Genomic DNA, 25,441 nt, shown 5'->3' with positions numbered 1-25,441 from the left:
TATTAGCGGGCTTTTTGCTTTTTAAAATTTGAGATATTTGGAAAGATATTTAAAAGGTTTGTAGCACAATCCATTTAGGGTTCGAATCTCTATCTCTCAGTCATATTTAGAAAAGCCCGCTAATTTATTAGCGGGCTTTTTGCTTTCTGGAATTCGAGTTAGTTCAGCCAGAGAGTTAACAGGTTTGTGGCGCGTCAATGTAGGGTTCATAACTCGTTTATGCGCCATTCCATGTTTACTATTTTGAAAACTCTACGTCGTGGTACTTAATTAATATCAGTTTTAGACATATGGATTTCACACAGGATTTCCAAACTTCGTTTGGATTAACGTCGTGGCGCTTCGCCCACACCAGACGAAAGGGAAACAACAGCATTTCCCTTTTCGATATCCCTTGCCGCTCCGGCGAAATTTAAACAGCAAAATTTCCAACGGAGAATCATCCAGATTTAAACTTCGTTTGTATTCCGCTTCGAACATCTTCAAAAATCACTAACGCTTCCGACGGGGGAGTCCCTTCCCCTCGAAAACTAGCCTGACATCCATGTCAGGATTCACTTGATTCTCTTGATGTTCTCAAGCCTACTGGATACACAAATGAAGCTAAATCGAAGAAGTAATAATCCCAGTGTAGATGCAGCAGCGAGCTTCCAAAACATAGATGTTTTGGCAGAGCTTACATGGATGCTTACTTTTAAATCAAGAGCCAGCGTCTCGCAGTTGTATCTGCACATTAAGGTCGCTCTTTCACATCTGAACCATAGGGATATGGTAAATGTCTTTATGATGTATGGAACATCATTGACCATGTGATCGCGACATTTCGTTCGTCCTGTACATCCCAGCGGCAGGCAATGTAGTGATCTTCTTTAACAAACCCAATATAAATGAAGTGAAAAGTTAGTGGTTATAACACGTTTATGCCCCGAAGCTTGTTAGCCACTGCACCTGTTTAACTAGTCATCTAAAGTCAGCATTCTCTTTAATTAAATATCACGTATAGCTGTGTATTTATACAGTTATAATTAAAATGCAACAATTGACAGTATTTGCTTCTCGTTATGTAAAAGCAAAATTCTTGGTTTTACCAAACGAATAGACTTATATTATTGAAAGGTCAGTATTTTATTTGTGAGAAAGTTTACATAACGACCCCAAAAAATTCTCGATTATCTACATTCTCGTTTTCACCGTAAAAATGATTATTGCCTCACAGAAATCTTACTGTTAAGTTATTAAAAATATTAACAAATAAAGCTGGAAGTGATTGGAGATCGGTAAGATGCCCAAGGGTGTTTATCGGAATTCTCGCTATTATGCTGTTAGATTTCTAGAGTCTACCGATGAGCCTAAAAGTACCGTTTATTACTATTTTTATTATCTCGCTGCTAAGCATCGGTGGGCTAGCTTTCGAGTATTTACCTTGGTGGAATACTAATAGTGGTAATACAAGCATTGAACAGACACTAGAAAAATCGTCAAAAAAAATAGAAACGTATGCCAAAGCGATTACAATTGCTAGTCGACAAGGAGACACTCAAACAGTGACACTAGCAGTCAATAGGTTGAATAGCGAATTGCCCAAATATCAGGATCTTGTACAAACTAGAACGACAGTATTTTTGGGAATATTTAAGCTTATATTGAACATTGTTTTTCTTTTTGGAGTGTGGATTTATTGGACGAAATATAACAAGCCTCTGAATTAAGATTCACCAAGGCTGTCATGCCATTTGCTGTGCAAATCGCCCGCCAGCACATGGCTCACTTATTAGAGGGGCGTTAGATGCCTGCATTATTCAAGTCCGGGGTTTTAGTTGGAGATTAGAAAATTAAACACATTGCGTGGGTTGGCTGCATTAATTGTGTTTATTACTCATTTTAGCGATATTACAAATTGGCTTAATGGAATGTTAGGCGGAGGCTCTGGAGCGTACGGTGTAATGCTGTTTTTCTTGCTGAGTGGTTTTTTAATGTCTCACTTATACCTGACCCAAAAATTCAGCAACGTTAATATCAAGCGCTACTTATTAGCTCGAATCGCAAGAGTCGTTCCATTATTCTTGGTTATTGTACTTAGCTCTTATGTTTTGTCCTTAATCGGCAATGATAGTCTTTATAACATTCCAGATACGAATGCACTGATTAGTCATCTACTATTTTTATATGGTGACAGTGTACTTTGGTCAATCCCCCCTGAAATACAATTTTACTTCGTATTCCTGATTTTTTGGTCATTTTCAAAGAATAGGAGAGGCTATATTTACCTTTCAATATTAGCGGTTATGCTCCTGCTATTTTTCGCAAACTTTCCACGAGTATATGGAGACATAAACGGAGTTCGTTACAACTTATTTAATACGTTAAGAAGTTTACCTTATTTTTTTATTGGGGTTATTTTTGGAATGCATTATAAGTCTTTTGAGGTGCCGAAATACCTTAAAAAACATTACTTTATTTTCGTGTTACTCTTAATACCTGCTATGTATCCAGAGCTCTCATCTGTTACGTCTGATGCTAAGACAAGAATGTGGTTAAGCTATGAAGTATTACTTGTAATGAGTTCCGTATTTTTTTGTATTGTATTTTTAGTTCCTGATAATAATGTACTATTAGCTAACAGGTTCGGTGACTTCTTGGGAAAAGTATCTTATTCATTATATTTGCTTCACATGCCAATTATTATTTTTGTAAACAAGCTCAATTTAAGTGTTGAATTGAAATTATTATTATCTTTCGTTCTAACTGTTTCAGTAGCATTTGTATCATTTAAATATTTTGAAAAGCCCGTTGCTAGGTTCATACGTAACATAGCATCTAACAAGTCGTTTTAAAGGGCAAAAACAGTTGGCTTTTGCCCCTTCGTCGCTAATTTTAGCCAACATATTATTTGCTTCTTAACGAGGCATTATAAGGCCTAAACATGACTCTTGAGCAAATTGCCTTTTTAGTTCTCTGGCCTATCTTTTCGCTCATAGGGATAATAGCTGTATACAAAAATAAGAAGCATAATGGCAAAGAGCGTTTTAAGTTTTCAGTTATCTTTATAATTGTTCCAATTCTTACAGCATTGTTTTATCTTTTAGTTACTTACCGAACTAAAGTGTTTTTTTGGTTTAATTCTGCCACCAAAGATCAAATGTGGATTGCTGACTCTGATATTGGTCATGATTCAACAGGTGGTGACTCTGGAACTAGTGGTGGATAATAAGCGCTTATAACAAGCTAATTTGCTCATTATTAGGGCGTTACAATCTCATTCCTGTCTAAGAAAGAGTTAGAAATTCACTTGTAAACGTAACTTATTTAGCATTTAATCTTTTTGCGATTATCTTTTAATCTGTTGGCGTTTTGATGAGTTATCACTACAACTAGTAATGCGAGTAATAAAAGCTAATTATGATACTAACCCGATTAGTTTTAGCCAAAACTGAACAAGCTGCGCTGTTAAAGTCGCTTGCCGTTAAAGCCTTTCAAGCTGATTTTGAGCAGTATGGAAGTTTCCCTCCTCATATTGAATCCACGCCTTGGCATCAGCAAAGTATTGAGTCTGGTCACTATTATATTATTAAATATGGAAGTCAAAATGCGGGTGGCATTTTAGTGGTGCTGAAAAGCCTGACTGAAATTGAGGTGAAGTACTTCTTTATTGCACCTGAGTTTCAGGATAAGAAAATAGGTTCTGAAACGATAAATCTACTTGAAAAACGCTATTCCCAAATCGTTAATTGGTCGCTTGTTACTCCCTATAAAGCTTTTCGTAATCATCACTTTTATCAAAAGCTCGGCTATAAAAAAGTAGGCGAAATTCAACCTGATATTAACGAAGCTTTTTGGTTATTTGAATACCAAAAAACGATTTGATTACCCCATCATACCCTTGTGACTTATCTCTATATTTAATTCTCTTAGTATAACTCTCTTAATTTAGTTAGGTGGTTTACAACCGTTGCAGTTCAGTATTTTATTCAGTAAGTTACAAGCTTAAATTAGTGAAACTAGATGTAACGGTTAAACGGTAAATAGTATTAAGGGAAACATGATGAAATGGAATTTTGTAAGTAATATCTCGACATTGCGCGTATCACTGCTGGTGTGGTTGGCGCTATTAATCCTTGCTTTAGCACCGTTTAAAGCACTTGCTGAAGATAAACCTACAAAAGTTGAGTTTGATTATGAAGGCTTTACTCAGCAGTACTTTGAAGCATGGAAAGGTTCACAGAAACCTGATGCGACCAAAGAAGATTTAGAACATTATTTATCTTTTTTAACTGATGATGTGGGTTACCAGCATTTACCTTGGAGCGATGACGATAGCCGTCAGCCTGACGGTAAAGCTGCGCTTCGTAAAGGAATGAGCTATTACTTAGCATCACACGATGAGTATTCAGCCAAACTCACTAATCAAGCCTACGGTCATAATGTGATAATGATTGAGTTCCATACTGTGGCAAAAGGGACTCACCCTGATAATGGTCAACTAACTCTTCATGATAACTCAGCGTTTGAAGTGCTTGAAATAGACGATGGCAAGGTGTCTGTGATTAGGCATTACTCTCAATAAAAGATTAAATAAATGAGTTAAGTAAAGTAATAATTAAAGCGTTAAATAAAGTATGAAATAAAGCCCCAAGGATTGAAAATGACAGGCATAACAGATTTAAATCAATTATTAGCTAATATGTCGCCAGAGTTACATACTGGTGAGTTTGTATTTTGCCATGTAAAAGGGCGAATTGCTGAATATGCCCATTTAGATCCCTTGTGCCTATTTCAGGAGCAAGAAGGGTTAACATTAGTGTTATCTTCAGAGGCAGCTATTCAAGCCTACTTACCGTTTGAGGGACGTTTTAAGCAAATTACGTTAACGGTTCACTCTAGTTTAGAGGCGGTGGGATTAACTGCGGCTATCGCTCAAAAACTAACAGATTACGGTATCAGTGCCAATGTTATTGCTGCATATTATCATGACCATATCTTTGTGCCGGCCGATAAAGCCGCACTTGCCATGACTGCGCTAAAGGAGTTTTCTGTTAATTGAATTGGAGGTTTAAAACGATGCTGTTTAGTTTTTTGCAAAGGTCATTGCATATAGTATTTCTAAAGCCTTTCAAAGTCATTGCAAAGAAGTGAGTTAAATGTCATTTATTTCTATCAAGCTTTCGCTCCAAGATTCATGTAACTCACTTATTCTCTAGTCAATTTAGCTACTCAGCGCCGATAGCCAATATAACTAACTAATTTAATAGTTATATTTGAGTTCTATATCGAATTAATTCTATACTGCAATTACACTAACAAGTCTCTAATTAACTGTTAACATTCTAATGGGTTAACAACTCAATTTAGCAGCTCAAATATAGCGTCGATTCAAGGGAAGGTTATGACTGATAAGAATAAAGAAGTTTCTTCAACTGAGGTTGTTGCTCAAACTGAAGAGGCTCAAGCCCAAGTCGAACAAGCTTCTACTGCTGATACCCCAGCAGATAAAGCAAAGAATCAAAAAATTCGTAAAGTCACCAATATCATTTTAATCGTGGTGTGTTTTTTATTTGTTTTTCACCTTATTGCTGACAGATATATTCCTTCTACAGATTTAGGTCGTATACGTGGTTTTGTGGTGCCAATTACTCCTCAGGTTTCTGGTGAAGTGATTGAGATTACTGCCTCTGCGAATACATTAATTCGAGAAGGTGAAGTACTGGCACGGATTAATCCAAAAGATTATGAAATAGCACTGTTTACTGCACAGCAAAATGTGACTCAAGCAGGGCAGAATATGGGAGCATTAACAGCTAATGTGACCGCTGCAAAAGCTAAAGTTGCTAATGCTGAAGCTAACTACACCAACGCTAAAGTGCAATCAAAACGTATTTTTACAATGGTTGAGCAAAATGTGATGTCGCAGGCTGATGCGGATAATGCCCGCGCAGAATTAGCCAGTGCAGAAGCCGGTGTTGCGGCGGCAAATGCTGACTTAGCCAAAGCAGAGGAACGTTTAGGTTCAGAAGGTGAAAATAACACTGCCGTTAAATCTGCATTATTAGCACTTGAACAAGCAGAGCTTAATTTGGCGAGAACTGAAATTAAAGCACCAACTGACGGTGTAGCCTCTAATTTTCGTTTAAAAGAGGGGTTTTACGCTAATGCAGGGCAACCTGTTATGACGTTTATTTCGTCTGAAGATGTGTGGATTGAAGCAAACTTTAGAGAGAACAGCATTGGTAACATGAAGCCTGGCGATAAAGTGGAGTTTGCGTTGGATTATGCTCCTGGCAAGGTATTTACCGGTAAAGTCGCTTACATCGACTATGGTGTTGACTGGGGCCAAAACGAGCAAACAGGCAAACTTGCACAAACAACTGGTCAAACAGGATGGTTAAGGCAGTCTCAACGTTTCCCTGTGACCATTGTATTTGATGAAGATGAAGCGAAAGGTTTGCGCCGAGTAGGCGGCCAAGCTGACGTAATGGTTTATACCAAAGAGAGCTCAGTTATGAACTTATTTGGTAAGTTCTGGATTCGCTTAGTAAGCTGGTTCTCTTATGTCAGATAAGCAAACTGTTGCCATAGCCCCCGAACTTGAGGAAGCGATTTATACCCGTCGGGTTATTCGTTTTACTCTAGGTATCGGGCTGGCCGTGGCAGTTTCAGCGATATTTGCTTGGCAATTAGCGTTTATTGTTCCGGTGTTCGTGGCTAAGTTTTTAGTCGATAGAACCGAGCCGACTATTCAAACTGTTTATGAGTTGCTGTTATCAATGGTGGCGACGATTGCAATTGCATGGCTGGTAAGCTTTGGCCCTGTGCAATATCCGATGGTGTTGTTGCCACTTCTTGCGCTGCTGATGCTCTGGGCTTACTACCTTTTTTCAAATCCTAAATGGAATTTCTTTGCCACTATTTTGATTGTAGCAACCTTAGTATTACCCTATTTAGGCATACTTCATCCGGGTGCTGCTATTTTTGTTGGGGTGGGATTAAGCTTCTCAGGTGTTGTAGCTGTCGTCATTTTTACCTTATTGCATATTTTATTGCCTGATCTATCTCCTAACCGAGAAACCCATGTCGCAGCAGGGTTGACCTCTGATGAGCGCCTTTATGAGTCTGTTCGTGCATTGATTATTGCCTTTCCTGTGATTACTTTTTTCTACTTATTTGAGATTACTGGTGCGCTATTGACGATGATTTTTATCGCCATTTTGTCGTTACAATCTGCGGGAAGTAAGAGTGTAAAAGTGAGCTTGTTTTTGCTGATCACTAATGGCATCGGTGGTGCAATGGCGGTGGTTTTTTACAATTTATTAGTGATTGTCCCTGAGCTCACTTTTTACGTGGGTTTAGCAATGATCTGTGCATTATTATTTAGCCAAAAAATTTATGCTAACCCTGAAAAAGCGCCTATCTTTGCGGGAATATTTTCAGCGCTATTGGTGGTTGTCGGCTCGACAGCATCTTCAACTGATGCTGATGTGGCTACCAATTTTTATATTCGAATTGCGCAATTATTTCTTGTGGGAGTATACATGGTAGTAGCATCGTTCTTTCTTGAGACACGTAATTGGAAGTTTTTACAGAAAAGAACTGCCATGTAATGATTTGGCTATTTAGTTTTTTGATTCGTTGACCGTTAGTTTGAGGTGAAATAAATGCCATCACAAGTTTTTGAAAAAGAACAAAGCGCTTTTATTCCACTTTTGCGTGCCGAATACATAGCTCCGTTTGTCGCTAGACTTAAAGACTTTGAGAACAATGTTTATCCGCTTATTGAGCAAGCAGGTTTACCCGAGAGTCTGCTGACAAATGAGTATGATTACGTTTCAGAACAAGCGGTATTAAATTTATTAAAGTTAATGGCTGAAAAGCTGGGTAGGCAACGCTTTTCTGAGTGGTTATATCAAGTCGCTAGATCAATATTCATTCCTCAACACTTAGCTAAAATCTCCTTAAAAGGCACAGTAAGACAAGCATTGATTGACTTTACTCATGTGGTAAACCTTGAGTCTAAACAAACCCAAGTACATTTGAAAACGGCCTTAAAAAAGGTGTGGTTTGCTCGTTTTCGTCAAAAAGAAGACCCCATTGAAATTGACCTTTCTGAGCAATTTGCTTTAACCATGATGGTTGAGTTAGTTCGAGCTGTGACACAAACCCATTGGCAACCAATTGATATTGCCCTGCAGTCTTCAAACGAAGCGCATTACTTAAACGTGTTAAAGCTTAATGAGTCACAAGTGTTTTACGCACGTAATGTGACTGCATTAAGTATCTCTGATGCGGTTTTAGATGGTCCTGTAAAGCTTAAAGAGGGGTGGGATTCCACATTAAAAACCATAGTAGAAAGCCCTAAAGGTTTTATTGCCAGCCTTCAGTTTGCATTATTACCTTATATGTCTTCAGGACGATTACCTATAACCGCTGCAGCAGATCTTTTAGGGTTAAGTGTACGTACATTGCAGCGTAGGCTTTCTGAAGAAGGGGTGAGTTACAGCCAAATGGTAGAAGGAATTTTCTTTCAGCAAGCTAAGACTCTTTTGTTAAACAAGGATATTGCTGTTACTCAGATATCAGCTTCCTTGGGTTATGCTGATGTTGCGCATTTCTCCAGAGCATTTAAGCGCATGTCTGGTTTCTCACCTCGAGTGTTTCGTCAAAATAACCAACCAAAATGAATTTGATACAACATTTGCAGTAAATACGCTATTGCCTCTGTCTTAAGTCTCAGTTTTATATTGTAAAATCGTTGGTTAACAGTTTTAAATGTTCTTTAATTGATATTTCATTGATTAATGAAATGTTTTTATGTTGTAGCGGGTGTTTTATTGGCAAAGTTGCGCTATATTTTTATTAATAAACGTATCAAAATTACTTTTGTTTAAAAGAGTTAGCGACCCATAACTGACAACTTGGCTTGTTAATATTATTTTTAAATGGAATGACATTAAATCAGGGACAGACATTATATGAGTGATAAACCTATTTCGAACTCTGCGGAGTTTACTCATGCAGCAGTGGATGCTGCGATTAAAATAGCGTTAATTTTCGCGATGGTGATTTGGTGTTTTAAAATCATTCAACCTTTCATTATGCCCATTTTATGGGGTGGTATTATTGCAATAGCTTTATACCCCGTCGTAAAACTCATTAGCCGTAAGCTTAAACTGACTATGGTTAAATCGAGCTTGCTGATCACCTTACTTTCATTGGCCTTGTTAATTGTCCCGACTGTATTATTTTCAGGCGCTATAGTATCTGGCACCCAAGATTTTGTCGCTGAAGTTCACGATGGCACTTTAGTGATCCCCGCACCTAAAGAGTCGGTTGCTGAACTCCCTTTAGTTGGCGATAAACTGTATAACGTTTGGTCTTCAGCTTCGTCCGATTTAGAGAAGTTGGTTAGAACTTATGCCGATGAAATAAAAACATTTTCAACCAAAGCAGCTGGTGCATTTGGTAGCTTTGGTATGACAGTCTTGCAGTTTTTAATATCAATCATTATTGCTGGCGTGTTTATGGGTAAAGCTGAAGGTTCAAACCAAATGTTCCATAAAGTCTCAGTAAGGCTTGCGGGTAAGCATGGTGAAGAGTTCTCAGCACTTGCTGTTGCTACCGTTCGAAGTGTGGTGCAAGGAGTTATTGGCGTCGCATTTATTCAGTCTATTTTGGCGGGTATTGGCTTAGGGTTAGCTGGGGTACCCGGTACAGGTATTTGGATGCTATTGGTGCTTATTCTAGCCATTATTCAATTACCGCCAATATTAATCTTGGCACCTATCATTGCTTATGTATTCAGCGTGGAATCATCTACGACAGCAATTATCTTTATGATTTGGAGCATTTTAGTGAGTGCCAGTGATGCATTCTTAAAGCCTATGCTAATGGGACGTGGCGTAGATATTCCTATGTTGGTGATATTGCTAGGTGCAATCGGCGGCATGATTTTGTCTGGCATCGTTGGGTTGTTTGTCGGCGCCGTGGTACTGGCATTAAGCTACAAACTATTTTCGGCATGGCTAGTTGTTGAAACTGCCGAAGTGGATACCGATTCAGTGTTACCTGAAGTTGAAAAGACAGAAGGATAAAGTCTGATGGGTAAAGTGATGTCGCAGGAAGACAACTTTAGTTATTTACTGGGGTCTTTAGTATTGGTGTTGTTAAGTGCGGCATTAGTTGAACAGTTTTTTGATGCTGGGCAAATGATTGTGGTAGGCACTACCGTAATGAGTTTGTCTATTTCGGTTATTGGCTTAGGTCAAAATAAGCGCTGGATACGTTCAAGCTTTGGCTTGATGTTCACTACACTTGTTTTTGCCAGTATCGGCTCAGTATTTGAATTACTTAATCTGGATATTGTTGCCTTATTAACCATTCTTTCTTTTCTGATTGCAGCAACCTCACGCGCTGCGAAACAAGTATTATTTTCTGGCAAAATTTCGACTAACCAGATTATTGGCTCTATTTGTATATTTTTGCTTTTAGGGCTTATTTGGGCGTTCACCTATTTGTTATTAATCGAAATATTCGGTGCGGCCTTTAATGGTATCGAAGTACAGAAATGGCCTGATAATTTATCTACTGCAATTTACTACAGCTATATCACGCTAACCACAGTGGGTTACGGTGAGATTTCTCCCAATATGCCCATCGCGAGATTTTTTGCTTTTGCAGAGGCTATTTGTGGTCAGTTTTATATGGCGATTATTGTTGCTAGTTTAGTTGGGGCAAAAATGTCACAAACTGAAAATTAGCTAAAAGGCTAATTAAACTCTACTTTTTCGCGAAGTAGAGTCATTGACTCTAACGGATGAGGTCGCATGGATTTAACGAAGAAAAGTGTTTTGATTGTTGATGATATGGACGCCATCCGTAAAATCAGTTCAGATCAATTGCGTCGCTTTGGCATTGGTCATGTTCATCAGGCAGAAAATGGTGCAAAAGCGTTAAAGGTACTTCAAAACTATACCATTGATCTGATTATTTCTGATTGGAATATGCCTGTGATGTCGGGCATTGAGCTATTAAATGAAGTCCGTCAATCGACAAAGTGGCGACACATTCCTTTTCTAATGATAACTGCTGAGGCGGCAAGAGAGAGGGTGAGCACTGCAATCACAAGCGGCGTCACAGATATTGTTATTAAGCCATTTAATACAGTGACTTTACAACAACGTGTTGCACAATGCTTGAGTGGTCATATTAGTAACAAAGCTCAGTCTTTCCAGCAAGACGACCCCGCGTTAGTCGCCGATACTCTAAGTTCTCCCAATTCATCTAATACGATAGATGATAAAGATGCTCCTCGCTCTTCAGTATTGGTCGTTGATGATACTACCGATAATCTCACTTTAATTGGTGGATTATTAAAAGACGAATATCAAGTCAAGCTGGCTAAACAAGGTCAAAAAGCGCTGGAAATAGCCCAATCAGATTCGCCTCCCGATTTAATTCTATTAGATATCATGATGCCAGGTATGGATGGTTTTGAAGTACTAAAACGTCTAAGAGAGCATCCTCAATCTGCAAATATTCCTGTGATATTTGTTACAGCATTAACTGAAGATAAATACCAACTTCAGGGGTTAGATAGTGGCGCAGTCGATTATATTAGTAAACCTATCCAACCTGAATTATTAAAGCTGAGAGTTCGAAACTTGATGACTTATGTGCAAATGCATAAGCGTCTGCAGTCTGATTTTGACAACATGGTGACTACGGAAAAGTTAAAACAAGAAGTTCAGCAAGTATTGCAGCATGATTTAAAAGGACCTATTGCTGGGTTAATGGCGTTACTTGAACAGATAAGCCAAGATCCTCACATTTCCAAAAGTAACCTAGAAAATACTCACATCGCGGAAGATATGTCTTTTCAATTGTTGAATATGATCAATATGTCTAGTGAGTTATATAAAATTGAAACCGGTCGATTTACCTTAATACCAAAGCCATTTTCCATGTTCAATTTACTGGAAAAAATTATTGCGGTTTTAAAGAAAACTTTCCAAGTAAAACATCTATTGATTTACCTCGATTGTGAAGAGGATGGTGACGAAGACTACCTAGCACTGGGTGACGAAAGTCTTAGCTATTCGATGTTATTTAATCTGCTTAAAAATGCCTGTGAAGCAGCGCCAAATAAGACGCGCGTATCAATTTCTTTGAAGAGAATTGATAGCGTTTCAAATACCGATTTAGATAAGCCTGCATTGATTATCACTATTCAGAATCTTGGCGTTGTAGAAGAACATATCCGCGACACTTTTTGGAACAAATACACTTCAGCTGGTAAAGATAATGGGACGGGTATTGGTACTTACTCAGCTAAGTTACTTGCAGAAGCACAAAATGGAAACGTTGCTTTAGAAGTCAGTGATGAAAATGACACAACAAGCGTTTCGATTTCACTGCCACATGCTATGCAAGATTTATAAGCTATTGTTTTTGGATGGACTAATCTAGTTGAGTAAGGGGTCTGGAAAATAGCTTAGAAAATCATATAAATAGCTGATTGGTCTATCACTGTAATAACTGATGTAATGGAATTGGATGGAAATGAATATAACTTTATCCTCGATAGCAATTGGATTGTTGTTTTTACTATTGTGGTTGTTTTTACGTCTAAGAAAGCAAGCTAATAATGACCTCTCAACATTTTTTGAAAGTGGTACTAATCGGACTTTCACTGGTTTAATAGTGTGTTGTTTTTTAGTGCTACTTTCACTCATCGCAGCGATAGGTTTGAATGTTGCTTATAAACATGATTTAGAAAAAAGTGGCTTAGCGTTAAATTCTGTCGCTTTGACCACCGATGCAGCCTTGTCTTCATGGGTTAGAGGCTGGGAAGATAGAGTGGGCGCTGTTGCGACCAATCCATTGTTACTACAACGCGCGATTTATCTAACAAAAATCGGTCCAGATAAGGAAGAACTCCTTGAAAGTGATCATTTAGCCTGGTCTAGAGATGCTTATAAAAGGTATAGCGAATCGTTTGGTTCGTTAGGTTTTTTCATTATCACGTTAGATGGGAAGAATATTGCCTCAAGTCGTGACAATAATCTTGGCGTCACTAATATTGTTAAACGTGAACATCCCAAATTATTTGCTAGAGCTGTCAAAGGTGAAATTGTCATCACACCTCCGATGCGATCTGATATTGCTTTATCTAACCCTTATGGAATAGAGCGTGCTGATACCCCTACCATGTTTGTACTCAGTCCTGTTACTCAAGATAATGGCGAAATTACCGCTGTGCTTTCACTTCGAATTGACCCTTATCTAGAATTTGCGAAATTAACCAAGAGTGGTGCAGTTGGAGATACTGGTGAATCATACTTTGTTGATGAGCAAGGCCGGATGCTGTCCCATAGTCGCTATGAAAAGCATTTAATTTCTTTTGGGTTACTAGAAGAAGGACAAATGTCAGTACTCAACCTGAAAGTCACCGACCCAATTCATGAGTTAACTGCACAGACCCCTGCAAGTGTTAATCATAATGAGCTTGGTCTGACTTACTCAGCCAAGCAAGTTAGCGCTAAGCGGAACGGTAGCAGTTATAAATCTTATCGAAACTATTTAGGTGTGGATGTTATAGGTGCTTGGAAGTGGGATGAGCGCTACGGTTTTGGTATCGTCACAGAAATGTCTATTGACGAAGCAAGCAGTAATTATTCGTACTTTAAAACCATCATCATTATTCTCATCAGCGTCATTGCGTTGTCATGCCTGTTATTGACTGTAGCAAGCCTCTGGCTTAGTCGTCATATTTTACGTCGATTACAAATCAGTAATGAGAAGTTAGAAAAAACCATTTCAATTCGAACTAGAGATATTCAAGAACGAGAAAACCGTTTATGGGATTTATACGAAAACTCAGCAGTGGCTTACGCAACTTTAGACGTCAATGGTAAGTTTACTAAGCACAACAAACAGTTCGCATTAATCACGGGTCATGAGCGCAAAGAGTTCACTGAATTAACCTGGGCAGATGTGCTTAATACCGATGATGGAGAAGGTCAGAGAGTTTTTAAATCGGCTCTGAAAGGTGTAGATACCTCTGATGCTAGGCTTATTTTAAATACAGAATCAGGTCAAAACCTTGCTGTGTCTCTTACTGTAAGAACTGAATTTAATGACGATACTAGCTTGAATGAAATTCGACTAGCACTGCTTGATATTGATGAGCAGGAGACTGTTCGAGCAGAGATGCAAAAGAATCAGCAACAGTATCAAACCTTAGTCGAAAATATTCAAGGGGCAGTATTTCGGTGCAATTACGTCGATTTAGTCAGTAATGATTTTACCGTTTCTTATATTAGTCCTAATTTTGAGCATATCACGGGCTACCCTGTTGCAGACTTTATTGGCACAGACCCTAAGCGGCGCTTTGTTCATTTAGCTATTGATGGCGACGGAGAAATGTTCTTTGAAACAGTCAGACAGGCAGCATTAAACAACAAAAAAGTGGTTGTTGATATGCGAATCCTTAATCGTTCTGGTGAACTCAGGTATGTTCAAGTTATGGCAAAGTTTGAAACGTCTGAAAATAATCGGAAAGGTTTTTTCGATGGCACTTTATTTGATATTACTGAACAAAAGCTTGCTGAAAACCTTTTATTAGACTCAGAAGAAAAACTTGAAGTTGCCGCTAAAAGTGCCCAAATGGGAATGTGGGATTTTTACCCTCACGAAAATCGTGTTGTCGTCAATCGTATGTACAGCCAAATGTTAGGTTATGAGCGGCTTGATATTTGTGCAAATGAAGATAAATGGGCAGAACTGACTTCGGGAGCTGAAACTTTTTCCGGCTTGATTCACCCAGATGATCATACTGATATTCTTAGTTTAAAACAGCCTGCAGCCGAAGGCGATGTCGAGCAAATTATTCGTCAAGAGTTTAGGATGCTCCGTAAAGATGGCAGTTACGACTGGATCTTAAGTATTGGGCAAACTTATCAATATCACGAAGATGGCAGCCCTGAACGGATAAGTGGCGTGCATATTAATGTTAATGCAGCAAAAGAGTTAGAAAGAGAGCTCGCAGCCGCCATTGCCGAAGCTGATGACGCCAACAAAGCCAAAAGTGATTTTCTGGCGAATATGAGCCATGAAATTCGCACTCCAATGAATGCCATTATCGGCATGTCACATTTAGCGCTAGAAACTGATTTAAGCCGTCAGCAGCGTAATTACATTGAAAAGACCAATGGTTCAGCTCAATCTTTATTAGGGATCATTAACGATATTCTCGATTTTTCTAAAATTGAGGCTGGTAAATTAGACATCGAAAACATTGATTTAAGCATTGATGAATTATTAAATAATGTTAGTAACCTTATTGGCATTAAAGTGGCTGATAAAGGTTTGGAGTTGTTATTTGATATTGATGAAAACATTCCTAAAAACTTGTTAGGTGATCCATTGCGAGTAGGGCAAGTGCTCATCAATTTAGCGAACAATGCCGTTAAGTTTACCGAGCATGGCAACATTATCATCTCAGCTAAATTAGTTGAACTTACCCCCAATCAAGCCAATATTATCTTTTCTGTAGCCGACTCAGGTATTGGTATGACGCCTGAGCAGCAGTCGCGACTGTTTAATGCGTTTTCACAAGCTGATGCATCAACGACTCGAAAATATGGTGGTACAGGTCTAGGCTTAGCGATTTGCAAAAACCTTGCGGAATTGATGAATGCTGATATTACGTTAAGTAGCGAGTCAGGTGTTGGCAGTATTTTTAATCTCAATATTCCTTTTGACTTAAATCCTATTTCTTCGAGCTCTCCAATGGAGCAAGACCTTTCTTATCTTGATGGTAAGTCGGTTTTATTAGTTGATGATAATCAAGCTGCGAGAGAGATATTATCTAACTTGTTGGTTAATGTAGGGATGAAGGTCAAAGTGTTTGATAGCGGTAAAGCTGCTATTGCCTGGCTCGACAGTGGTGAACAAACTGATGTCGCTATAGTCGATTGGCAGATGCCTGAAGTCAGTGGGATTGATGTCGCTCGATTTATTGGCGAACTCACACCAGAAATTAAACCTAAGCTCATCATGATTACAGCGTATGGCAAAGAGGACTTATTACTCAGTGCAGCTGATGTGCATTTTGATAGCATTTTAACGAAGCCACAAACTCAATCTAGTCTCATTAAAGCGCTTTCTTACGTTATATCGGATGAAGAATATCAATCTAGACATACTGATGCAGGCAGTGAACTGTCGAAAGCTCTAAAGCATTTAGCGGGCGCCAATATATTGATTGCAGAAGATAACGATTTAAACCAAGAGCTCATTCAAGAGTTACTTAACAATAAGCAAATCGAAACCACCATCGCGGCTAATGGTCAACAAGCCCTTGAACTGGTAGCTGAACAAGATTTTGATGGCGTGTTAATGGATTGCCAAATGCCAGTGATGGACGGCTATTCCTCAACCAGAAAAATACGTGAAATGCCGCAAAACCAAACTTTGCCAATTCTTGCGATGACAGCCAATGCTATGGCTGGAGATCGCGAAAAAGCGCTTGATGCAGGTATGAATGATCATATACCTAAGCCTATTGATGTAGAAGCGATGTTCATAACGATGGCGAAATGGATAACCCCAGTAAATCCGACTGAAATAGAACTCATTGAGCAAAATGGAACAGAGAAATTAAACTCAAATATTATAGAAATGAAGCATGTTGATACTGCTCAAGGCTTGATACGAACACAAGGTGATGTAGGTTTATATTATAAGTTATTGGCTAAATTCGTTACTGGTCAAAAAGGGTTTATTGGCGCATTTTCGAAGGCTATAGCAGTAAATGATCAATCTGTAGCCGCTCGGCTGGTACATACATTAAAAGGTGTTGCTGGCAGCATCGGCGCAATTAAGTTAGCTGAACAGGCATTACATTTGGAGCAAAGGTTGTCTGAAAGTGAAGTGAGCACGTTAGCTGACATTGAACTTGAGCTGTCTAAAGTATGTGAAGAAATATCCACTTCAATTCCTGCGTCGCAAATTGATAAAGTTCAACTATCATTAGACAAGTCATTAGCAATCAAAACCTTAGAAGTTTTAATTACCATGCTTGAAAGCTTTGATATGGAAGCGACTGAATATCTCGACAGTCACGGCGATTGTTTAAATGTCGAGCCGTTAGTACACAATTATAAATTACTAGAAAAGCAGTTGAATGATTATGAATTAGATACGGCGATGGAAATCGCTAAACAGATGATTGAGCAATTATCGTTAATGGACTGAATAAATACGTATTAACGGATTGAACAAGGAGTGTAGATGGAAAAGCAGACTATTTTAGTAGTGGATGATACCCCTGAAAACATTGATGTGTTAGCGGGTGTATTAAAGTCAGACTATCAGATTAAGATTGCTAAAAATGGTGAGTTAGCACTTAAAATTGCTCGTAGTATCAACTTAGACTTAATCTTGCTAGATATCATGATGCCGGGCATTGATGGTTTTGAAGTGTGCAGACAACTCAAACAAGATGAAAGAACTCGCCATATTCCAGTGATATTTGTGACCGCTAAAATTTCTGCTGATGATGAAATAAAAGGGTTAGAGCTCGGCGCTGCCGATTATATTACTAAGCCATTTAATCCGCCTATCGTACAACGTCGCGTACATACTCAACTAGCATTAACAGATCAAAACAGAATACTTGCGATTAAAGTACAGCAAAAGACGGCGGAAATTGCTCAAAATCAATTAAATGTTATTCGCCGCTTAGGCCGCGCAGCCGAATATAAAGATAATGAAACAGGGATGCATGTCATTCGCATGAGTTACTACACTCACGTGCTAGCTCTTGCAGCGGGGATGAATGAACCTGCTGCTGAAGTGCTAATGAATGCAGCCCCTATGCATGATGTAGGCAAAATCGGAATATCTGATGCCATTTTAAAGAAACCCGGAAAGCTCGAGTTTGAAGAGTTTGAGGAAATGAAAAAGCATTGTGTAATCGGCGCTGAAATCCTTGGTGACAAGGATTCAGAACTAATGACCATTGCTCAAGAAGTCGCGCTGACTCATCACGAAAAGTGGGATGGCAGTGGCTATCCTCATGGATTAAGTGGTGAGAATATCCCATTAAATGGTCGTATTGTCGCCATCGCAGATGTATTTGATGCGTTAACCAGCGAGCGCCCATATAAAAAGGCGTGGACAGTAGACGATGCTATATCGCTTATTAAGCGAGAAGCAGGGAGTCACTTTGACCCTAAGTTAGTGCCGTTATTTGTTGATAAACTAGATGAAATTTTAGAAATAAAAGCTAAATTTAAAGATGTTGAGTAATGTTTTTATGGGTTTTATGTTGAACTCAATGAGTAAATGCTTAAGTGAGGGTGTTTAATGTCACATATGGCGTGAAATGGTAACAAATGTTTTAGCGCTCGATTATAATAAGCCTATATCGAGTTAAGCGCTAAGCCAATGAGTGAAAAATGCTAAACGATGTAAGGCTTATTCAGAAGCGGTTAAGTAACACAGTAGTCATCTACGTGGCTTATTTCTGAACGGATTATTCACTCTATATGAGTGCCCTTATTTATCTGTGTAACTTGCCAATAACGGCAATTTAAACCTATTTTCGACAGAGGAAAATTACATGTCTAAGACTTTTATCAGTAAAAAATTACTTTTAGCTGCTGTTATGGTGCCTGCTTTATTAACAGGTTGTGCGACAGGTGATAACCCAGAGTCTAAAAAAGCCAATGCGCGTAAAGAAACACAGTCAGCGTTACAAGAGATTTATGCTGAACATAGCGGCGCAAAAACTGCGGTCGCTCAGTCAGTGGGTTATGTAGTTTGTACTGGTAGTAACAGCTACTTGTTTGCACTGTCAACCGGTGGCGGGGTCTGTGTACTAACCTCAAACGGTCAAAATTCTTATTACCGTTTCGCAACTGGCGGTGTGGGTGCGGGTATTGGTTGGAAGCAAATGGCCTTTGTACAAGCCTTTATGGATAACGATGCGATGACTCGCTTTAAAGAGTCTGGTTATGAAGGTCAAGCGCAGGCTGAAGCCAGTGCAAAATATGAAGAAAGCGGTGACCAAGCGTCAGCTAACCAATCTGTCGATGTCAGTGGTGTAAAAACCTACCAAGTTAACCTAATGGGGGCTGCAGCACAGGCGACGGTTCAAGGTTATAAGTACTGGGAAACTGATTTTTCTGACGATTTTGTTGAAAATGAAGAGTAAGCGCACCGCTTAAAAACTTCTTTGAATGAGTTTTTTATAAAGCGAATTTGCTAAGCTTATAGAGTAAAAAATGAAAACCGCAACTGACTATTCAGTTGCGGTTTTTTATGGGATTAAATCAGTGGCAATATTTCTATAATGAGAATTTTTACTTCAGGTTTGTCAATTTTTAGACATTTGAGTAATTTTTGGCGTTTAGTAAGAAGATTTAGATAAATTAATTAGGTTATTTTTTATCTTGGGGGTTAGCCGTTAATTTCAGAGGTTTGTGCTGATAATATTAAAAAAATTAGCCTGTTTAGCATAAAGTAGTGAAAATTACAGATGTGATTTTTAGTACGAGTTGAATTTACGAGTCAATTTCATGAGAAGAACTTATTAACTAAGCTATTCCTACAAGCTTAAGCGCTTATTTCGCTTTCCGTCAGTCGCTCAATGAGCTAAATTACCCATGTACGGATAAGAATAAAATTCAGGACGAATCTGTTTTTAAGGTGGATAGAAGTTGATTTCAGTATATTTAGTTGATGATCATGAATTAGTGAGAACTGGCATTCGTCGTTTATTAGAAGATGAACGAGGAATAAAAGTGGTTGGTGAAGCTCCTGACGGCGAAACTGCAGTGCAGTGGTCTCGTCAAAGTGAAGCGGATGTGATTCTGATGGACATGAATATGCCAGGTATGGGCGGATTAGAAGCCACCCGTAAAATTCTACGCTATCAACCGGAAGCGAAAATTATCGTACTCACGGTTCAAACAGAAGATCCATTTCCTACTAAAGTGATGCAAGCTGGTGCGTCAGGTTATTTAACCAAGGGCTCGACGTCGCCTGAAGTGCTGCGTGCCATTCAACAAGTGTCGCGAGGACAACGTTACTTATCGCCTGAAATAGCTCAGCAAATGGCATTGAGTCAGTTTAGTCACTCTGATGAAAATCCGTTTAGCAGTCTATCCGAGCGAGAGTTGCAGATCATGTTGATGATCACCAATGGTGAAAAGGTTAATGACATATCTGAAAAGCTAAATTTAAGCCCTAAAACAGTCAACAGTTATCGCTATCGTTTATTTGCCAAATTAGATATTGGTGGAGATGTTGAGTTGACCCGCCTAGCTATTCGCTACAAAATGCTCGATGCCAGTTCTTTTTAGACATTAGGTGTTCATACCAAGGTATCGACGCCTACTTTAGGATAGTTGATGCCTTCAAGCTTTAATTCAAAATTATTTTTAAAAACCGTTTCATCTTCACCAGGTGTTTATCGTATGTACGATGACAAAGGTGAAGTGATTTATGTCGGTAAAGCAAAAGATCTCAAAAAGCGTCTTTCTTCGTATTTCAGAGCGAATCTGCCTAACGTTAAAACTCAAGCGCTTGTTGCCCGTATTGCTAATGTTGATGTGACGCTAACCCATAGCGAAACCGATGCATTACTGCTTGAAAACGATTACATCAAACAATACATGCCTAAGTACAATGTATTGTTACGTGATGATAAGTCCTATCCGTATATTTTATTAAGTGGCCATAAGCATCCTAGGTTGGCATATCACCGCGGCCCGAAAAGAGAGAAAGGCCATTACTTTGGGCCTTATCCTAATGGCGGCGCTGTGCGTGAAAGCCTAAACCTCATGCAAAAGCTGTTTCCTATTCGTCAGTGTGATGATTTGTATTATAAGTCTCGCTCTCGGCCTTGTTTACAATATCAACTTGAGCGCTGCAGTGCGCCTTGTGTAGGGCGTATCTCAGATGAAGATTATGCAGGCCAAGTTAAACTCGCGAGTTTGTTTTTACGAGGTAAAGACCAACAAGTGATCAGCGAGCTGGTGGCTAAAATGGACACTGCTGCCAATGAAATGGAATATGAGTCCGCGGCGCAATATCGTGATCAAATTACTGCATTAAGACGCGTCGCCGAACAGCAAGAAGTATCAAACCATAAAGGTGATATGGACGTGATTGGCGTGCATTACGCATCAGGCATTGTGTGTTTTCATTTATTGTTTATTCGCGACGGTAAAATTTTTGGCAGCCGTAGTTATTATCCGACAGTACCACCGGAAACCGACTTAGAAGAAGTGCTGGTGTCTTTCATAGGTCAGTTTTATTTAAACGCTGATATTCAAAGAACAATTCCAAAAGAAGTCATCATTAGCGAGAATTTTGATGAGAAAAAAGTTTTAGAAGAAACTATTTCAGCGGCGTTAGAGCGTAAATTTGAAATTAAAACCCATGTACGAGGGGAGCGCGCTAACTTCTTACGATTAGCAATAACAAATGCAACGAATGCAGTGAATACGCGTTTATCTCACAAGAATACCGTTGAGCAGCGATTTCAGTTATTGGAAGAAGCGTTGGAGTTTGGCCATCAGATCACCCGTATGGAATGTTTTGATATCAGTCATACGATGGGAGAAAGCACCGTAGCTTCTTGCGTGGTGTTTAACCGTGAAGGCCCTCATAAAGCAGACTATCGCCGTTATAACATTAATGGCATTACCGGCGGCGATGATTACGCTGCAATGGAGCAAGCACTAAAGCGTCGATTCGAAAAAATTGATAACAACGGCAAAGTGCCGGATATTGTGTTTATTGATGGCGGTATTGGCCAGTTGCGAATTGCACAAAAGATTGTTGATGAAAAGTGCGTGAACATAGATAGACCACCATTGTTAATTGGCGTAACTAAAGGTGAAGGCCGTAAAGCAGGGCTCGAAACGTTTGTATTTGGCGGTACAGAACAAACTTTTGAGCTTGCCAGTGACTCGCCAGCATTCCACTTAATATTGCACATTCGAGATGAATCACACAGATTTGCTATTACTGGCCACCGTAATAAACGTCAGAAAACTCGCAATACTTCGACATTAGAATCGATCCAGGGTGTTGGGCCAAAGCGTCGCAAACTATTGTTACAACATTTGGGCGGAATACAGGAAGTTAAGGGCGCTAGTGTTGCTGAATTAACAAAAGTACCCGGAATTAGCCTAGAAATGGCACAAACAATCCATGATGCATTGCGAGGGGGATAAAATTAAGGCAAGATTGGCGCTGTTTCTGACTATTTGGTTTCTTCAATGCCTTTTAATTTACCTATAGCGCTAACATTATTCCGGTTGTTACTGTTGCCGGTTTTTGTCGTAGTTTTTTATCTCCCTTACGCTTGGGCGCCTTTTGCGTCCGCATTTATCTTCTGGTTAGCGGCGGTAACGGACGCGTTAGATGGTTATGCAGCAAGAAAACTCAAACAGTCGACTCGTTTTGGTGCCTTTTTAGATCCGGTAGCGGATAAAATTATGGTGACAACGGCGTTGGTGTTGTTGGTTCAGCAAAACGATAATATTTATCTCACCTTAGCTGCACTGTTCATGATCGGCCGTGAAATTGTTATTTCAGCGCTGCGAGAGTGGATGGCTGAAATTGGTAAGCGTGGTGTCGTTGCAGTGTCTTGGATTGGTAAATATAAAACCGCAGCGCAAATGGTGGCGATTGTTGGTTTGATTTGGCAGCCGAATGAATTTTTGACTAATGTCGCTTATGGACTATTCTATGTCGCTGCTGTGCTAACTTTCTGGTCGATGATGAGTTATATTTCAGCAGCTTGGAAAGACTTAACCGCTGAGTAGTGCAATAAAAGTTCAATAAGTTTATTTAGTGCGCACTCAGTCATTTTTGTTGAAAACAGCAATTGACACCGACACTGAAATCGGTAGAATGCACCCCCGTAGACAGCGATGCTTCAGCGTATAACCGAAAGGTTGCAACTTGATGACATCGAGGCCTAATCTGCGAAGATAGGCAAATGATTGCGAGATTAGCTCAGTTAGCTTTGTATCAGACGATACCTTGTTAAGTGAATTAATTAAGCTAAAAATGCGACATTAGCTCAGTTGGTAGAGCGATACCTTGCCAAGGTATAGGTCATCGGTTCGAACCCGATATGTCGCTCCAATCATTCTCTATACGGCGCGATGGCAGAATGGCTATGCTGCGGATTGCAAATCCGTCGACCTCGGTTCGACTCCGGGTCGCGCCTCCACAATTTTTGTTTAGTTGCTAACAATTACGTTAAGCAGTTAAGACAACACTTTTGCCCGAGTGGTGGAATCGGTAGACACAAGGGATTTAAAATCCCTCGCTTAATAGGCGTGCCAGTTCAAGTCTGGCCTCGGGTACCATTATTCTTCTATGAAGAGCTTACATACGACTTATTGTATTAAGTGTATGGTGCGAAAAAGCCTCAACGAAAGTTGGGGCTTTTTTGTGCCTGTAATTCGGAAGAATTTGAGTGTTTGTGCAAAGATAAGTCCCTCGTCGTTTTAAAATCAGGCGTGCCAGTTCAAGTCTGGCCTCGGGTACCATTATTCTTCTATGAAGAGCTTACATACGACTTATTGTATTAAGTGTATGGTGCGAAAAAGCCTCAACGAAAGTTGGGGCTTTTTTGTGCCTGTAATTCGGAAGAATTTGAGTGTTTGTGCAAAGATAAGTCCCTCGTCGTTTTAAAATCAGGCGTGCCAGTTCAAGTTTGGCCTCGGGTACCATTATTTTTCTATGAAGAGCTTACATACGACTTTTAGTATTAAAGAGTATGGTGCGAAAAAGCCTCAACGAAAGTTGAGGCTTTTTTGTGCCTTTAATTCGGAAGAATTTGAGTGTTTGTGCAAAGATAAATCCCTCGTCGTTTTAAAATCAGGCGTGCCAGTTCAAGTCTGGCTTCGGGTACCATTATTCTTCTATGAAGAGCTTACATACGACTTATTGTATTAAGTGTATGGTGCAAAAAGCCTCAACGAAAGTTGGGGCTTTTTTGTGCCTGTAATTCGGAAGAATTTAAGTGTTTGTGCAAAGATAAATCCCTCGTCGTTTTAAAATCAGGCGTGCCAGTTCAAGTCTGGCTTCGGGTACCATTATTTTTCTATGAAGAGCTTACATACGACTTATTGTATTAAGTGTATGGCACAAAAAAGCCTCAACGAAAGTTGGGGCTTTTTTGTGCCTGTAATTCGGAAGAATTTGAGTGTTTGTGCAAAGATAAATCCCTCGTCGTTTTAAAATCAGGCGTGCCAGTTCAAGTCTGGCCTCGGGTACCATTATTTTTCTATGAAGAGCTTACATACGACTTATTGTATTAAGTGTATGGTGCAAAAAAGCCTCAACGAAAGTTGTGGCTTTTTGTGTCTGCAATTTGAATATGTTTAGCGCTCGAAACTTGAGCTTTATAAATATATGTTCAGTGAGAGTTAGCTGATTTTCTTGATTTGTTAGCTAACTCCCATTGATTAAAGTGGAGTTCTACAAAAACCTTAAATTATTTTTGTTCAATCTTATAATCTAATTGATAGAAGTGAGCTTCACTTTTGCCATTTTCAAACTGGTTATAAACACCTGCTTTAAAATAATTGAGCATCTCTTTCCAGTACGTGATGTCATGCTCCACTTGGTTCACACCATCTCTATTAATGACTAATTTTGAATCACCAACAATGATATCGAATTGAGTTGGGGCATTTGGGTCATATGCACCGAGATCAAAGCGAACATAGGCATTTTTACAATCTGATGTGTCGCGGTTACCGCTGTCTTTACTGCAGTTGACTGCGTTGTTTTTAATGATCGCCCAGTAATGATCTTTAACCCCTTTGCGGTCAGCTTCATACACCAAGCGTAATAGTGGGTGAGGGATGTAACCTACTCCATGCTTGCCATCATCAAAGGTACCTTTATTGTGCACTTGTAAGAATGTCATAGCGTCATTCTTAGATGGGCTATCTTTCACTGATTCGCGTGGGTTTATTGGCATTAGTTCAGCTGAAAGATGATAAAAAGTATTGGGACTATCTGACTTGAAGTTCTCAAGCACTCTTAACTCATTACGTAATTTATAACCTTCCATGTTCATGATTAGTGCTTTAGAGCCTTTATCAACATAAAAGTGCTCGTTAACGATGCCGCTAAAATCGCTGTCAGTGGCTAATTCATATTTACTGCCAGGTCTTGAATTTGGGGTTGAAATTTGCAGCTTTGACGCAGATAAAATATTAGAAAATTGAGAATAATCCGCTGGCGCTTCACGTTCCCCCGTTGCTGCGGGATATGGATTTACCCTTGGTTCGGTTGTCGCTGCACATGCTGTTAATAAACCCGATACGATTAAGGTTAAAGGTAGTACTGTTAATTTTTTCATTGTAACGACATTCCTACTTATGGCTTTTATGAATTATTTCGTATT

18 protein-coding genes and 3 tRNA genes are annotated in these 25,441 nt (G+C 39.3%); 20 read left to right on the top strand and 1 reads right to left on the bottom strand.

The window, feature by feature from the left end:
• Positions 1-1,817: 1,817 nt before the first annotated feature.
• The 20 genes from QPX86_RS13360 (at position 1,818) to QPX86_RS13265 (ending at position 23,387) form a co-directional block, all read left to right on the top strand.
• Positions 1,818-2,834, top strand: a complete 1,017-nt coding sequence (locus QPX86_RS13360) for an acyltransferase family protein (RefSeq protein WP_285162981.1) — start codon at positions 1,818-1,820, stop codon at positions 2,832-2,834.
• 89 nt (positions 2,835-2,923) lie between these two features.
• On the top strand, positions 2,924-3,208 hold the full coding sequence (locus tag QPX86_RS13355; protein WP_285162980.1) for a hypothetical protein: 285 nt from the start codon (positions 2,924-2,926) through the stop codon (positions 3,206-3,208).
• Positions 3,209-3,399: 191 nt separating this feature from the next.
• Positions 3,400-3,864 (top strand): GNAT family N-acetyltransferase, encoded by a 465-nt coding sequence (locus QPX86_RS13350; protein ID WP_220754906.1) that lies wholly within the window; start codon positions 3,400-3,402, stop codon positions 3,862-3,864.
• Positions 3,865-4,042: 178 nt separating this feature from the next.
• Positions 4,043-4,564 carry a nuclear transport factor 2 family protein gene (locus QPX86_RS13345; protein ID WP_220754905.1) on the top strand — a complete coding sequence of 174 codons (522 nt, stop codon included), beginning with the start codon at positions 4,043-4,045 and terminating at the stop codon, positions 4,562-4,564.
• A 78-nt stretch (positions 4,565-4,642) separates the two neighbouring features.
• The gene (locus QPX86_RS13340; protein ID WP_285162979.1) at positions 4,643-5,041 is read left to right on the top strand and encodes an ACT domain-containing protein; all 399 of its coding nucleotides are present in this window, start codon (positions 4,643-4,645) and stop codon (positions 5,039-5,041) included.
• Positions 5,042-5,383: 342 nt separating this feature from the next.
• Positions 5,384-6,556 (top strand): HlyD family secretion protein, encoded by a 1,173-nt coding sequence (locus QPX86_RS13335; protein WP_220754903.1) that lies wholly within the window; start codon positions 5,384-5,386, stop codon positions 6,554-6,556.
• Positions 6,546-7,595, top strand: coding sequence for a DUF2955 domain-containing protein (locus QPX86_RS13330; protein ID WP_220754902.1), 1,050 nt, complete (start codon positions 6,546-6,548; stop codon positions 7,593-7,595). The genes QPX86_RS13335 and QPX86_RS13330 overlap by 11 nt, the downstream gene beginning before the upstream one ends.
• 54 nt (positions 7,596-7,649) lie before the next feature.
• Entirely contained in the window at positions 7,650-8,672 is a 1,023-nt protein-coding gene (locus QPX86_RS13325) for an AraC family transcriptional regulator (RefSeq protein ID WP_285162978.1), read from the top strand.
• Between the two features lie 291 nt (positions 8,673-8,963).
• The gene (locus QPX86_RS13320; protein ID WP_220754900.1) at positions 8,964-10,082 is read left to right on the top strand and encodes an AI-2E family transporter; all 1,119 of its coding nucleotides are present in this window, start codon (positions 8,964-8,966) and stop codon (positions 10,080-10,082) included.
• Positions 10,083-10,088: 6 nt separating this feature from the next.
• Entirely contained in the window at positions 10,089-10,748 is a 660-nt protein-coding gene (locus tag QPX86_RS13315; RefSeq protein ID WP_220754899.1) for a potassium channel family protein, read from the top strand.
• 66 nt (positions 10,749-10,814) lie between these two features.
• A complete protein-coding gene (locus tag QPX86_RS13310) occupies positions 10,815-12,428 on the top strand; it encodes an ATP-binding response regulator (protein WP_285162977.1) in 1,614 nt (537 codons plus the stop codon).
• 115 nt (positions 12,429-12,543) lie between these two features.
• Positions 12,544-17,247, top strand: a complete 4,704-nt coding sequence (locus tag QPX86_RS13305; RefSeq protein ID WP_285162976.1) for a response regulator — start codon at positions 12,544-12,546, stop codon at positions 17,245-17,247.
• 36 nt (positions 17,248-17,283) lie between these two features.
• Positions 17,284-18,303: an HD-GYP domain-containing protein gene (locus QPX86_RS13300; protein WP_285162975.1), complete on the top strand. Its 1,020-nt coding sequence runs from the start codon at positions 17,284-17,286 to the stop codon at positions 18,301-18,303.
• 313 nt (positions 18,304-18,616) lie between these two features.
• The gene (locus tag QPX86_RS13295) at positions 18,617-19,210 is read left to right on the top strand and encodes a lipid-binding SYLF domain-containing protein (RefSeq protein ID WP_220754895.1); all 594 of its coding nucleotides are present in this window, start codon (positions 18,617-18,619) and stop codon (positions 19,208-19,210) included.
• Between the two features lie 505 nt (positions 19,211-19,715).
• Positions 19,716-20,360, top strand: coding sequence for a UvrY/SirA/GacA family response regulator transcription factor (gene uvrY, locus QPX86_RS13290; protein ID WP_102527121.1), 645 nt, complete (start codon positions 19,716-19,718; stop codon positions 20,358-20,360).
• A 48-nt stretch (positions 20,361-20,408) separates the two neighbouring features.
• Positions 20,409-22,241: an excinuclease ABC subunit UvrC gene (gene uvrC, locus QPX86_RS13285; protein WP_285162974.1), complete on the top strand. Its 1,833-nt coding sequence runs from the start codon at positions 20,409-20,411 to the stop codon at positions 22,239-22,241.
• A gap of 45 nt (positions 22,242-22,286) precedes the next feature.
• Complete coding sequence (gene pgsA / locus QPX86_RS13280; RefSeq protein ID WP_220754893.1) at positions 22,287-22,835, top strand: CDP-diacylglycerol--glycerol-3-phosphate 3-phosphatidyltransferase; 549 nt, start codon at positions 22,287-22,289, stop codon at positions 22,833-22,835.
• 249 nt (positions 22,836-23,084) lie between these two features.
• Positions 23,085-23,160, top strand: a tRNA-Gly gene (locus tag QPX86_RS13275).
• Positions 23,161-23,174: 14 nt separating this feature from the next.
• Positions 23,175-23,248: transfer RNA gene (locus QPX86_RS13270), tRNA-Cys, on the top strand.
• 53 nt (positions 23,249-23,301) lie between these two features.
• Positions 23,302-23,387: transfer RNA gene (locus QPX86_RS13265), tRNA-Leu, on the top strand.
• A gap of 1,133 nt (positions 23,388-24,520) precedes the next feature.
• Here the strand turns inward: QPX86_RS13265 and QPX86_RS13260 are convergent.
• Positions 24,521-25,396: a polysaccharide lyase family 7 protein gene (locus QPX86_RS13260; protein WP_285162973.1), complete on the bottom strand. Its 876-nt coding sequence runs from the start codon at positions 25,394-25,396 to the stop codon at positions 24,521-24,523.
• Positions 25,397-25,441 lie beyond the last annotated feature (45 nt).

The sequence above is a fragment of the Shewanella goraebulensis genome, from assembly GCF_030252245.1.
In the GTDB taxonomy this organism is placed as follows: Bacteria; Pseudomonadota; Gammaproteobacteria; order Enterobacterales; family Shewanellaceae; genus Shewanella; species Shewanella goraebulensis.
Note: the sequence above shows the minus strand (reverse complement) of the source record. Positions and strands in the feature narration are given on the sequence as shown.